The sequence below is a fragment of the Pseudomonas sp. Yb2C2 genome (assembly GCF_052112325.1).
Taxonomy (GTDB): Bacteria; Pseudomonadota; Gammaproteobacteria; order Pseudomonadales; family Pseudomonadaceae; genus Aquipseudomonas; species Aquipseudomonas marginalis.
The window spans coordinates 97,266-110,387 of record NZ_JAVAJK010000022.1; the positions used below are offsets into that span (position 1 = coordinate 97,266).

Sequence of the window (13,122 nt, forward strand, 5' to 3'; positions counted from 1 at the left end):
TCAAGGCATATTCGCACAAGGCTGCGCCGGGCGCTCATACGCTTAACGCATCAAGGTGGTGACTGGAAGGCTGAACAACGGCGGCGTATGCCAGTAGCTGTCTTGACGCCCGAAATTTCGGTTATGCCACTTGAGCTGAGCACTCTGCCGGCTTTCGACCCAAGCAGGAGCTGCTGTGCTGTACCCTGTGCGGGAAGCCCTGTCGGGGAGGTGGATGGAAGTAAGCGTCAGGTTGGTTTATATGTTCATGGCTTCTGACAGAGTTTGACGCGCCCAGCCTTGGTCATTGAGTATCCGGTCAGGCAGTTCATCCAAGACCTCAGAGCCTTGCGGGGGCGCCTGCCCCACCAATAAATCATCTGCCCATCGACGTTACCTGGTTCATCTCTGGTGATTGGCAGAAGGCGCGAATCCCTCAGCTTGGAATAAATTCCCTCTTGACCCTTGAAACACTTCAAAAACAAGTCCACGATTAAGTCCTTTCCTGCATCGGAAAGAAAATAAAACCTTTATATTTCAATGGGTAGGACGCTAGATGCGAGTCTCGTTTCCCGCTCCAATCTCCTGATTTGTATTCGCTGTATCGTCAATCTGTGGTTATTCGCGCCGCGTTTTGACGCAACTGATCTAGGTAGTTTGCCCATTGTTGGGCTGCCTCTCGGCGTTGCGCCAGCAATTGAGCCCTTGCATACACTGCCCCGAGCGCACCCGGCATTCGGTGAGATAAAGACAGTTCAAGCACGATAGGATCTATACCCAAATGCTCGTGGGCTATGGTCCGGTAGGTCGCGCGAAAGCCGTGAGCAGTGATGTTGTACTCCGGCCAAATACGCTGAAAGGACTTGAGCATGGAGGTCGGGTTTATGGGACGTCCCGGATAGACCGGCGAGACGAACACCCAGCCTTTGCCTTCTTCATCCACCACGCGGGTTTTATGTAGCTCGCGTAACAGAACCAAGGCTTGTTCAGGCAACGGCACGATGTGTTTGCTCTTGTCCAGATGCTTGGTCTTGCTCACCACATAACGCCAATCGGCGCCCACCAAGTCGACATCTTCCCAGCGCATCTGCACCAGTTCGCCTGGGCGGACCGGCAACATGACCAGCAGGCGCATTGCGGTGGCAACGCTGCCGTCGTTGCAGTCATCAAGGCGTAGAAGAAACCTGCCCAGGTCGGATGGCCTTTCGATCGCCGGGTTGCTGGTCACGATGTGGCGAATCTTCAACTCCTCAATGTTGCTGAGCGCCACGTTGCGCTCCACCCAGCCGCGACCTTCGGCAAAGCCCAGAACGGCACGTATGATGGTGCGCACGCGCCGGGCCATGGCCATGGTGCGCTGGCGGCGCAACTCAGTGATGATCGTAGTGATGTGCTCCAACTTGATCTCGCTGATCGGTTTTTTGCCAATGGCAGGCAAGATGTGGTTGTTCAGCGCTCCGGTAAAGCCCGAGATGGATTTTGTCACCAGTTCGGCAGACTTGAATGCCAACCATTGCTCGGCCACGTAAGCGAAGGTGCGCTCTTCATTGAGCAACTGTGCCTCGATTTTGGCGGTCTTGGCCTTGAGCGGAGCGGTGTGGTTAGCCACGTCGCGGCGTGCGCCGCGGGCAATGTCGCGCGCCTCCTTGAGGCTAATGTCGGGGTAAGCGCCGATGGAGAAGCGGTTTTCCTTCCCATGCAGCCGATACTTCAATCGCCAAACCTTGGAAGGGGATTTGCCGACCTTACTCGACGCCCTCACCTCCAAGTAGAGGCCAGGAACTTCGCCATCGGCGTGTTTGCCAGGTTCGGTCAGTGAGCGGATCAAGGCATCGCTGAGTTTTCGTTTGAAAACAACCGCATTATTTGGGGGCATCGGTGGGGGCATCCTTTTTAAGGAACCGAAATTTGCCCCCAATTATGCCCCCATGAGTCGTGGAATCCATTGGATTTAGACAGACGGCTATGGACTTAAACAACCAATAACTTGTTGTTATAAAACGGTTTTATGGAATTTAGTGGAATTCCATTACAGGCTATCGGGGTCCCCGAAAAACATCTGAATCCGCGACCTCAACCACCGCTCCCCCGGATCATTGTCCTGCGACCCACGCCACGCCATGTGCAATTCGAACGTGCGCACCGGCAATGGCGGTTCTTCTGCACGCAAGCCTCCCGCGGCCGTCAGTGCTTCGGCCGCGTAGTCCGGCACGATGGCAACAATGTCGGTGCCTGCCAGCAACGTCCCCAGGCCGTTGAACTGCGGTACTGCGAGCACCACATGGCGCTTGCGGTCGAGCTTTTCCAACTCTTCATCGATAAACCCGCTCAAGTCGCCGGCGAACGACACCAGGGCGTGGGGGCGGGCGCAGAAGTCGTCGAGGCTCAGGGCGCCCGGCACGCTGTCGGCGCGCAGCAGTTTCGGCAGGCTGCGGCGCAGTACTTTGCGCTTGGCGTTGGCCGGCAGGTCGGCGGTGTAGCTGACGCCGATGGAAATTTCGCCGGAGGCGAGCAGGCCGGGCATCAGGATGTAGTTGACGCGGCGCACTACCAGTACGATGCCGGGCGCTTCCGCGCGCAGGCGTTTGAGCAGTTGGGGCAGCAGGGCGAATTCGACATCGTCGGACAGGCCGATGCGGAACACCGCGGTGCTGGTGGCCGGGTCGAACTCGGCGGCGCGGCTGACGGCGGTGGAAATCGAGTCCAGGGCCGGGGAGAGCAGGGCGAAGATTTCCACGGCGCGGGCCGAGGGTTCCATGCTGCGCCCGGTGCGTACGAACAACGGGTCATCGAACAGCCCGCGCAAGCGCGATAACGCTGCGCTGATGGCCGGCTGGCCAAGGAACAATTTCTCGGCAGCGCGGGTCACACTGCGCTCATGCATCAAGGTTTCGAATACGATCAAGAGGTTAAGGTCGACACGACGCAGGTCGTTACGGTTCATCTTGTGTCCTGGAAGAGTCAGCTTTACTTGACGAGAGCGGCCATATAAGAGCCCTGAAGGTCCATTCAGACGCGTGACCGGTATGAATCTTACGGGGAAAGGCTGGTACTCTGCACCGGCTAATTGAGTTTTCCTACGATACTTGAGGTCTATTCCTCAGATGCGGAATCAATGACAGACATGTCGACTATTAACGGCGACCGGTGGTCTTAGCCGGAAAGCCCAGATAGAGTTCATGGCAATAGAGGTTACTTTGACGAGGTTTGCGATGTCCCGCACGATCCGTTTTCACAAGTTTGGTCCGGCCGAGGTGCTCAAGTGCGAAGAGCATGCAGCCGCGCAGCCCGCACCGGGCGAAGTGCAGGTCCGTGTCGAGGCGATTGGCATCAGCTGGTATGACATTTTGTGGCGCCAGAACCTGGCGTCTTCCCACGCACGCCTTCCATCCGGCCTTGGCCATGAGATGGCCGGGGTGGTCGTAGCCTTGGGCGAGGGCGTGGATGACTTGGCAGTGGGCGATAAAGTGGCCAGTTTTCCGGCCGAGAGCCCCAATGATTACCCGGTGTATGGCGAGCAGATCGTCCTGCCCCGTTCGGCCCTGACCCGCTATCCGGACGTCCTGAGCCCCATCGAAGCCAGCGTGCACTACACGCCGCTGCTGATCGCCTACTTTGCGTATGTGGACCTGGCACGGGTCAAGCCCGGGCAGTTTGCCCTGGTGACTGACGCCAGCCACTGCGCCGGCCCTTCGTTTGTGCAACTGGGCAAGGCCCTGGGTGTGCGGGTGATTGCTGCCACCAAGGACAGCGCAGAGCGCGAGTACCTGCTCTCTCTTGGCGCAGAAAAAGTCATCGTCACCGAAGAACAGGACCTGCTGATGCAAATCAACAAGTTCACCGACAACCGCGGCGTCGATGTGGTGTTCGATGGCTTGGGTGGCCCGCAGATGTCGTTGCTCGGTGATGTGCTGGCGCCACGTGGCAGCCTGGTGCTGTATGGCTTGCAGGGCGGTAACCAGACACCGTTCCCAGCGTGCGCGGCGTTCCAGAAGAACATTCAGTTCTTCGTGCACTGTATCGGCAACTTCACCGGCAAACCGGAGCTGGGCATCATCCAGGATCAGGTGGCGTTGCAGCGCGCGTTGCGTGACATCAACCAACTGACCGCCGATCGTGTGCTCGTTCCCCTGAAAACCACGGTGTTTCCGTTCAATCAGTTTGTCGAAGCCCACCGTTATATGGACGAATGCCCATGTCGCGAACGGGTTGCGTTGCAGGTTGCGGCTGTTTGAGCTGTAGGAGTATTCGTAAATGAGTGCTCCGACGCCTGAGTGAATGGGGCAAATGCGCCATTTGACAGGGCTTAACCCGCCCGCCCCAGAAGGTGCCGACCTGGCACTTTAGCCCGCAAATCCGGACCTTCCTCCCTGACGCCGCCCTGAATCCCAGCGCGGCGTTGTTGTGTGTGCGCCATTTACGCGACATCGGTTGCTCATCTGAGCTGGTTTCAGGCCAGCTTCTGTATCTATTAATCATTATTCCAGCACTGATAATTGCGCCTTCACTTTCATCTCAAGGACTGAGCAATGATTGAATCCATGACTCGGCTGCTGATAGTTGCTCGAACTATCGACGCGGCCCACAGGTGTACTCAGCAAGACAGGTACTTTCATAAAGCGTACCGGCCATGCAAATGGAAAAGTTGTTTGAGCCTATTGTCGGACACTTCTTTAAAAGGCTGGTTAAAAACGCGTAGGACCTTGTCGGAAGACTCCTAAGGCTAACCTTTTAGAAATTTTTACCAGTATTTTCATTAGGTTATGCGCTTGTACGGGTAAAAAATGCTTCCCGGCAATCCCTGTCGTTTTGTTGCGTGGTGCTAGTGTCTAATCATCGGCGCACAATGCGAGGCGCGATTTTCCTACACGCAAAATAGGTCAAGCAAACACTGTCAGCAGTTGCTTGAAACTGATATTTCAACTCGGGTAGTAGAACTATGAGCACTATTCACGAACAGGCTATGAATCATGTTTACCAGCAAGTTCTGCAACGACTGATCGGGCACTTCAATCGCGCGGGACGTACCGCTCTCCAGTTACTGGTCCAGCGAATCATTGTCGCGGCAGGCGGGATGGAACAGGTGGGGGACTTCAAGGTACTGGTGGCCCATGGTGGCGGTGAAGTCAGCAGCTATACCCTGGCGCTGCTCCGAGCGGCTCAACTGACCATTGCCGGTCGCGCGCCACGTACCTTTCAACTGAGGGTCGCGACGCTACGTCACGCGGGCATGACCGAGGGGCAGCTCGATACCCTGAATCGCGGCTACGGCCGGCTGTTTCTCCACGATGACCCGCGTGTCGAGTTGTTGATGGTGGAAAACCAGGAGGTACAACCCTTCAATCACCAGCGTCCGGCCTCAGCGATCGGGCGAAAGATCAGCCAGCGCAATATGTTGATGGTGGGCCATGTGAGTGCCGGGGACTGCCGCGCCACCCTGTGCAACGACACTTACCTGGCCGTCGGTGATTTTTACCAGCGTGTCACCACGTGCAATGGCGGCATCCATGCGCTGGTCAGTGGTGACTCCCCGCGTAGGCAGAGTCAGTTTCTTGCCTGGCTCAAGAAAACCGCCCAGGGCGCAGGCGTCCATGTTCCCAAGGGCCATCCGCTGTCGCTCAACGCGTTGTTCGCCCACATGGACGAGTGGAGCACCGGTTATTACCAGGATGTGTTCGGTGAGCATTACGTGGCCAGTGATAACCCCAGCACGGCGGGGCATCGTCACTTGGCCTACATCGGCATCGCCGACCTGCTGGAAGATGTCGACATCGCGTCGACCTCCCTGCTGACCGAGTTCATGGCCTACGCTCCCGATCCACTGGGCTTTCACTTCAGCCATCCGGCCTATTCCAATCCGTTGCTGATGGCTCATCTACGTGGGTTGCAGGCCGAATGCCTGCGTGCGCTGGATTATGAGGAAGGCGTCGAAGGTTTTGTCCAGCAGGCCGCCGGGTACATGCGCCGTCTGCGCATGCCCGACGACTTGCTCGTTCAGGCCGGGACCCGCGAAGGGCGCATGCTCTGGAGTACCTACGCCCAGGAGTTCTTCGGCTTGGATGAGACCCAGCTGACCTGCCTGCTGTTTTCACCCTTTGTTCATCACGGAGAGCGACTGGAAGGTTATCTGCGCCAATGTCACCCGGGCATGCTGGTGGCGTTGCCTGAGTTGCACAAAGTCCTCCAGGGCAACGGTTCCGCCGAAATGCTGCAGCAGTGGGTAACGGACACCAGCGGTTTGCCGATGCCCTTGTTGCAGCACCTGTACCGCAAACGGCCGCTGGCCAGAGAAAACGGCATGTGTCGCGCCGCTGCGGCCCAGGGCGCCGCGCAGGCCGTGCCATTGTTCGGGCGATGACGCTGCGCGGCGAGCGTCAGGCGGATTTCGCGTATCAGGCGGTCTATCGCTACATGATCAGCCTGATCAACGAGGTCAGTACCGACACCCGGGTAAAACTGCCGTCGTTACGGCAGTTGGCCGGACGCCTGAACGTGTCCATTTCGACCATCCAGTACGCCTATGCGCTGCTGGAGAAGGAGGGCAGGGTGTATTCGGTGGCCAAATCCGGCTATTACGCCTGGCCGATGTCGGCAAACCCGCTGGCGTGGGCCGGCGGGGGCCTGCTTGATCGCCTCTACGCGGCGGCCCGGCGCCCCGGCATGCTGGTACTCAGTGGTGACGAGCCGGCATTGCTGGGCTCCCTGGATGAAACACTGCTGCGGCTCGAGCGGGAACTGGTGCGCCAGTACCCGTCGCATTTGCAGCCCTGGTCCCAGCCCTGCGGTGTATGGGAATTACGCGCAGCCCTGGCCGCGCGCTATACCTCGTCGCCCACGCGCTGCTGGCATGCCGACGACGTGTACATCGGCGCCGACCTGCGCGGCGTGTTGGACATCCTGATCGAAGTGCTGGGCCTGCGGGGCACCACCGTGATTGTCGAGTCGCCCTGCGACTGGTTGATCCTGCGCCTGTTGCAGGACGCCGGGGTGCGCATCATCGAGTTGCCCTGGACGCTGGAGGGTCGCCTGGATCGAACTGTGCTGGGGAAGCTGTTGCGTGATGAGCCTGTGCATCTGGTGTTGCTCTCGTCTTCCGTCAGCCTGCCCAGCGGGGTGGCCATGTCAATCGACGAGCGTCTCGACGTGGCACACCTGCTGGAGCAGTCCGGTTGTTGGTTGCTTGAAAACGACACCTTTGGCGAGCTGGGTTTTGAAGCCCCCCACACCGCATTGCGTGAACGGGTGAACCCTGAGCGGCTGATCGTGTTTTCTTCGTTCGAGAAAGTGCTCGGCTCGGAAGCCCCCTACGGCTACCTGCTGTGCCGGCGCATGAGCAATGAGTTGCAGCGTCAGTTCCTGCTGCGCTCATTCCGTTTATCGTCGATCCGTCAGCGCGCGATTGCCCGTTTGTACCAAAGCGGGCGGATTGACCAGCACCTGCACACGCTGCGCCAACGCTTGAGCGAGCAGGCGGCGCACATGAGCCAGCGCCTGGAACAGCACTTGGGCGACCAGGTGACTTATCGGATGCCGGCCGCCGGTGCCGCGTTCTGGCTGGCCTCCACCCGGGCCGTAGACATGCGCCAGGCATTTCAGCGCCTGCTGGCACGGCAAGTGGTGATCGCCCCCGGGGAGCTGTTCAGTGTCAGTGGCTTGCACCAGCAGCACCTGCGCGTGAGTCACACCTTCCACGGGCAGCCCAATCTGGATATTGCCCTGGAAGCATTGAGCGACGCGTTGCGCCAGGCGCAGACTGGGTGAAATTTCTCTTAACGATGTAGGATCGATACCATCGCGCAGCAGTCCAACTCTCAGTAAACTGGCATTTTTTCCGAATCCTTCTATCCGAGGTTTATGCATGACAATCAGTCCTTTTGCGGGCAAGCCGGCGCCGGCCCAGTTGCTGGTGGATATCCCGCGACTGGTCACGGCCTATTACACCGGCCAGCCTGATGCAGCGATCTCTACCCAGCGCGTAGCCTTTGGTACCTCCGGGCACCGTGGCAGCTCGTTCGAACTGAGCTTCAACGAATGGCATGTGCTTGCCATCAGCCAGGCCATCTGCCTGTATCGCGAAGCCCAAGGCATCAACGGCCCGCTGTTCGTTGGCCTGGATACCCATGCACTGTCGACCCCGGCCGGTGCAAGCGCGCTGGAAGTGTTGGCCGCCAATGGTGTGCACGTGATGCTCGCCGAAGGCGATGAATACACGCCAACCCCGGCAATTTCCCACGCCATCATCTGCTACAACCGTGGCCGTACCAGCGGCCTGGCCGACGGCATCGTTATCACGCCGTCCCACAACCCGCCGCAAAGTGGTGGCTACAAGTACAACCCGCCCAACGGCGGCCCGGCCGATACCCACGTCACCAAGTGGATCGAAGCCAAGGCCAACGAGCTGCTGGCCAATAAACTGGCGGGGGTCAAGCGCATCACCCATGCCCAGGCGCTCAAGGCCGACACCACCCATCGCCATGACTACCTCAACAGCTACGTGGCCGACCTGATCAACGTGATCGACATGGACGCCATCCGCAGCGCCGGCCTGCGCCTGGGCGTGGACCCGCTGGGCGGAGCAGGGGTGCGCTACTGGTCGGCGATTGCCGAGCACTATCGACTGAACCTGGAGGTGGTGAACACTGAAGTCGACGCCACGTTCCGCTTCATGAGCGTCGACTGGGACGGCCAGATCCGCATGGACCCGTCCTCCAGCTACGCCATGCAAGGCCTGATCGGTCTCAAGGAACGCTTCGACGTGGCCTTCGCCTGCGACCCGGACCACGACCGTCATGGCATCGTGACCCCGTCCGGCGGCCTGTTGGCGCCGAACAACTACTTGGCGGTGTCCATCGACTACCTGTTCCAGAACCGTCCAGACTGGCGCGCCGATGCGGCCGTGGGCAAGACCGTGGTCAGCAGCGGCCTGATCGATCGCGTGGCCGCGCGCATCGGTCGTCGTCTCTATGAAGTGCCTGTGGGCTTCAAGTGGTTTGCCGATGGCCTGTTCGAGGGTTCATTGGGCTTTGGCGGCGAAGAAAGCGCCGGGGCGTCGTTCCTGCGCAAGGATGGCACGGTGTGGAGCACCGACAAGGACGGCCTGATCCCGGCCTTGCTGGCGGCGGAAATGACCTCGCGCAAAGGCCAGGACCCGAGCCAGATCTACCGTGGTCTCACCGATGCCTTGGGGGAGCCGTTCGCCATTCGTGTCGACGCCAAGGCCACCCCGGCGCAAAAAGCCTTGCTGGGCAAGCTGTCGCCGCAACAGGTGACTTCCACCGAGCTTGCAGGCGAAAGCATCCAGCAGATCCTCAGCCATGCGCCAGGCAATAACCAGGCGATCGGCGGGTTGAAGGTGATGACCGAAAACGGCTGGTTCGCCGCGCGGCCGTCGGGTACCGAGGACATCTACAAGATCTATGCCGAGAGCTTCATTGGCGAGGACCACCTCAAGCAGCTGGTGGAAGAGGCGCAGGTGCTGGTAGACGGCGCTATCTCGGAATAACCCCGCAAAACCAATATGGGAGGGGGCAAGCCTTAATGCCAGTCAGTTAAGGCTTTTTGTAGGAGCGAGCTTGCTCGCGAAAAACTCACAGGCGCCGCGTTCATTCAGGAAGCACGCGTTATCGTTGACGTTTTTCGCGAGCAAGCTCGCTCCTACAGGGGGCGATGTACGCTTAACTGACTGGCATTAGGGCAAGCCTCTCCCATAGTTTATTGGGCCAAAGCGTTGGATCAGGCCAGATCGACCAACACGATCTCACTGTCTTCAACCGCCGTCACCCGCAACACCTGCTCATCCTCAACCGCCACACCGTCTCGAGCGTGCGCACGCAAGCCGTTGACCTCAATCACGCCGGTCGCCGGTACCAGATAAGCCCGACGCCCAATGTCCAAGCGGTATTCCGCGCTTTCCCCGGCTTTCAGGTTCGCCGCTACCAGGCGTGCATCCGCGCGGATGCGCAGGCTCTCGCTGTCACCGGCCTTGCCACTGGCCAGGGTCACAAACCCTTCGCGATCACCTTTCGGAAACGGCTTGGCGCCCCAGGAGGGTGGCAGGCCGGCCTCGTTCGGGATGATCCAGATCTGGAAGATCTTGGTCGGCGTGGCTTCCAGGTTGTACTCGCTGTGGGCGATCCCCGTGCCTGCGCTCATCACCTGCACATCACCGGCCTCGGTGCGGCCCTTGTTGCCCAGGTTGTCGGCGTGGCTGATGGCGCCTTCACGCACATAGGTAATGATCTCCATGTCGCGATGGGCGTGCTGCGGGAAGCCGGTGCCGGGGGCGATGATGTCGTCGTTCCAGACCCGCAGGTTGCCCCAATGCATACGCTCGGGGTCGTGGTATTCGGCAAATGAAAAGTGGTGATGGGCGTCAAGCCAGCCATGGTGGGCGCCGCCCAGGGCGTTGAAAGGTCGAAGTTCAAGCATGATCGTCTCCTGTTGATGGCGCCTATGATCCGTGAGCCCATGATCGAAAAAAAGCGTAAAAAATGCCTGATTCCTATCGGTGAATTAGATTGATTGCTGGCGTTTTGACTTTCACTTCATCGCCTAACTGCATGACGGTAAAGCAATTGGCTGGAACTGAGCGCCGATTCCGGCGACCATGGTGCCCTTGTCAAAACCCAGCTCATCGCAGGAGTCCGCGTGCCGCAACACAAGCCTGATCTGCCCCCCGAACTGCGCCCATTGGCGGAAATGCCGCTGCTCAAACGCCTTGCCGCACGCCTGTTTGGCCATGGCCTGACGCGTTTGCGCGCACAGCATCGGTTTTCCTGGTTGCACGGGCAGGCCGATGGTTTTCGCAGTGGTCACGAGGCCGGCGTGGAGTATGGCTATCGCGAGGGCAAGGCCGATGGCATCGAGGAAGGCCGACAAGTCCTGTTGATCCGCGACTTCCGTCCCGATGAGCACCGCGCGCCCGGCGTCGATGACAGCCTGTTCGACGATTGGCGGCTACCCTTGACCGCCGACGTGAAGAAACGCATCAAGGCTGATGTGGCCCGGTTGCTGCCGGCCCATGCCCAGCCGAGCGCGGCGCAATGGAAGATGATCTTCAGCGATACGCCGTCAACCTCGGTGATCGCCGGTGCCGGCGCGGGTAAATCCACCTCGCTGGTGCTGCGTATTTTGCTGCTCACCCATTACCTGGGGTTCGAATTGAGCTCGATGACCGTGGTGACCTTCACCCGCGAGTCGCGCAAAGACTTCATCAACAAGCTCATGGACATTCTCACCCTGTGGGGCCAACCCATTGATATGAAAGAAGCCCAGGCGGTGGTACGCACCTTTCACTCGCGCATCCTGCCGATGGTCCGCAGCCTGCCGGGTTTTGAGCGCCTGCAGGCGTTTGAAAACCTCAGTGCCGGTTTCGAAGACGCTGACAGCAACCCGTTCGACCTGCGCATCAGCGACGCCCAGCGCCAGCAGATGAATGCCTGCTACCACCAGTTGCAGGGGCGACATGCACGGTTTCGTGAACTGATTGCACCGCTGGCACGCCACGGCCTGCAACTGCGCGAACTGGAGCGCGATCATCCGGATGTACAAAAGCGCATAGCGGTGACCGAACTGGCGGCCAAGCGCGATGAAGAACTCTGCGATGTGATCGAGGACCTGTGGTTTCGTGCCGGCGCCTGGCCGATCAAGGGGATTGAGCCCAGTCGCCAGCGCTTCGAAATCAATGGCGCGCAGTTCCATTGCCACGGCTATATCCCGGCGCTGGATGCGTGGGTAGTGCTGGGCTTTGACGCCAGGGAAAACCCCCAGGTCAGCCGGCCGAATTCGAAGCTGTCGGTCCGTGCAGAGTGGGCGGTAAAGCGCACCTTGTTTCAAGCTTTCTGTCGTAAGCCATTGATATGGCTTGATAGTTATGATGCATCAAAGCGTCTTTTAAGTAGTCTCGCCGGGGATGCCAGCGCGGGTCCCGGCTTTGATTACAAGGTCAAGGGTGAGCTGGCGTCGGCGCCGCTGCTGGACAGTTTCGTGATGGCCGCCGGCTTTATCGAGAACCTGGGGCTGGACGTGCCGACCGCCGTCGGCCAGATGAGCTTCGCCAAGGACGACCCGGACCGGTTCTTCTTTGAAGCCCTGAGCATTTTCTGGAAGGCCCTGGAAGACCACCTTCTCGACCAATCACCGCCGATCATGACCTATAACCGCATGTTCTCGCTGTTCGGCGAGAACACCCCGGAAAATCTCAAGCTCCTCAGCGATCCGCTGCTGCGGCCAATGTCGCACCTGATGATCGACGAATTCCAGGACGTATCGCCCCAGATCGTTTCGTGGATACGCGCGAGCCTGCGGGAAATCCGCAGTCGTGGGCCGGCGATGCATGTGGGCCGTGGTGCGCAACGTTCGTCCTTGCTGTGCGTGGGCGATGACTGGCAGTCGATCTACGGCTGGCGCGGCAGTTCGCCCAAGTACTTCATGGAATTCAACCAGCAATTCCCGGCGCCGAGCACTACCCGCGTCATGCTCGGCGAGAACTACCGCAGCCATCAGCACATCATCGACGCCGCCGAACATATCGTGCGCGCCGCACCGGCCATCCCGGGGAAAAAGGCCAAGGCCAGCGGCACGCCAAAAGCCTTGGTGCCGGTCACGGTATTGGAGCGGGACGATGCGGCGTTGGGGCGGCAACTGCTGGAGCATTATCAACGGGGCGATTCGATATTAATGCTGTATCGAAAAAGTAGCGATAAGTTACTGATTCAAGAGCATATTCAGTCGATTGTTAATGTTGATTCTAGCTTGCCCGCAGCGACGCGCAGGTTGAAGCAGCTGACGTACCACAGCGCCAAGGGCCTGCAGGCGGATGCGGTGTTCCTGCTCGGTGATTGCCAGCATGTGACCAGCTCGCCCTACAAGAACCAGGTCTACCGCATGGCGGGCCTGGGCAAGGACGGGGACAGCGAACCCTACGACACTGCGCAAAAGGACGAAGTGCTGCGCCTGGCCTACGTCGGGATTACCCGGGCCGTGAGCCATTGCTACTGGTATGTGGAAAAAACCGAGGGCCAGGCGGTGAATGTGCCCAAAGCCTCGGAGCGGGTCGACGGCAGGAAAGCGTTTTTCGACGATCAGCGCCATTAGTAGGGGACAAATGCGATTCCAACGTGGGAGGAGGCTTGCCCCCTCCCA

The 13,122-nt window shown here is 59.5% G+C and carries 8 protein-coding genes; 5 read left to right on the forward strand and 3 right to left on the reverse strand.

Features of this window, described 5'->3' with window-relative positions; translation table 11 throughout:
* Window positions 1–586 precede the first annotated feature (586 nt).
* Together Q8X51_RS25795 and Q8X51_RS25800 are read right to left on the reverse strand one after the other, a co-directional pair.
* The gene (locus Q8X51_RS25795) at window positions 587–1,855 is read right to left on the reverse strand and encodes a tyrosine-type recombinase/integrase (protein WP_407694239.1); all 1,269 of its coding nucleotides are present in this window, start codon (window positions 1,853–1,855) and stop codon (window positions 587–589) included.
* 153 nt (window positions 1,856–2,008) lie between these two features.
* Window positions 2,009–2,923 carry a LysR substrate-binding domain-containing protein gene (locus tag Q8X51_RS25800; protein WP_137211909.1) on the reverse strand — a complete coding sequence of 305 codons (915 nt, stop codon included), beginning with the start codon at window positions 2,921–2,923 and terminating at the stop codon, window positions 2,009–2,011.
* Window positions 2,924–3,191: 268 nt separating this feature from the next.
* On the opposite strand from Q8X51_RS25800, the gene Q8X51_RS25805 reads away from it, so the two are divergent.
* From Q8X51_RS25805 to pgm, 4 genes are all read left to right on the forward strand, one after another.
* Complete coding sequence (locus tag Q8X51_RS25805; protein ID WP_027605764.1) at window positions 3,192–4,214, forward strand: zinc-dependent alcohol dehydrogenase family protein; 1,023 nt, start codon at window positions 3,192–3,194, stop codon at window positions 4,212–4,214.
* Between the two features lie 704 nt (window positions 4,215–4,918).
* Complete coding sequence (locus tag Q8X51_RS25810) at window positions 4,919–6,337, forward strand: hypothetical protein (protein WP_407694238.1); 1,419 nt, start codon at window positions 4,919–4,921, stop codon at window positions 6,335–6,337.
* Entirely contained in the window at window positions 6,334–7,740 is a 1,407-nt protein-coding gene (locus Q8X51_RS25815) for an aminotransferase-like domain-containing protein (protein WP_065927599.1), read from the forward strand. The genes Q8X51_RS25810 and Q8X51_RS25815 overlap by 4 nt, the downstream gene beginning before the upstream one ends.
* A 97-nt stretch (window positions 7,741–7,837) precedes the next feature.
* Window positions 7,838–9,481 carry a phosphoglucomutase (alpha-D-glucose-1,6-bisphosphate-dependent) gene (gene pgm / locus Q8X51_RS25820; RefSeq protein WP_065927598.1) on the forward strand — a complete coding sequence of 548 codons (1,644 nt, stop codon included), beginning with the start codon at window positions 7,838–7,840 and terminating at the stop codon, window positions 9,479–9,481.
* A gap of 230 nt (window positions 9,482–9,711) precedes the next feature.
* Here pgm and Q8X51_RS25825 read toward each other — a convergent pair whose 3' ends face one another.
* A complete protein-coding gene (locus tag Q8X51_RS25825; protein WP_065946728.1) occupies window positions 9,712–10,407 on the reverse strand; it encodes a pirin family protein in 696 nt (231 codons plus the stop codon).
* Window positions 10,408–10,626: 219 nt separating this feature from the next.
* Here Q8X51_RS25825 and Q8X51_RS25830 point away from each other — a divergent pair, with 219 nt between their 5' ends.
* On the forward strand, window positions 10,627–13,074 hold the full coding sequence (locus Q8X51_RS25830; protein WP_407694237.1) for a UvrD-helicase domain-containing protein: 2,448 nt from the start codon (window positions 10,627–10,629) through the stop codon (window positions 13,072–13,074).
* The last annotated feature ends 48 nt before the right edge of the window (window positions 13,075–13,122 follow it).

What these genes read in the sequence shown, in the direction of transcription:
- Q8X51_RS25815 (WP_065927599.1), top strand. Translation starts at nt 6,334, where the DNA reads ATGACGCTGCGCGGCGAGCGTCAGGCGGATTTCGCGTATCAGGCGGTC.
- Q8X51_RS25805 (WP_027605764.1), top strand. Translation starts at nt 3,192, where the DNA reads ATGTCCCGCACGATCCGTTTTCACAAGTTTGGTCCGGCCGAGGTGCTC.
- Q8X51_RS25800 (WP_137211909.1), bottom strand. Translation starts at nt 2,923, where the DNA reads ATGAACCGTAACGACCTGCGTCGTGTCGACCTTAACCTCTTGATCGTA.
- Q8X51_RS25825 (WP_065946728.1), bottom strand. Translation starts at nt 10,407, where the DNA reads ATGCTTGAACTTCGACCTTTCAACGCCCTGGGCGGCGCCCACCATGGC.
- pgm (WP_065927598.1), top strand. Translation starts at nt 7,838, where the DNA reads ATGACAATCAGTCCTTTTGCGGGCAAGCCGGCGCCGGCCCAGTTGCTG.
- Q8X51_RS25795 (WP_407694239.1), bottom strand. Translation starts at nt 1,855, where the DNA reads ATGCCCCCAAATAATGCGGTTGTTTTCAAACGAAAACTCAGCGATGCC.
- Q8X51_RS25810 (WP_407694238.1), top strand. Translation starts at nt 4,919, where the DNA reads ATGAGCACTATTCACGAACAGGCTATGAATCATGTTTACCAGCAAGTT.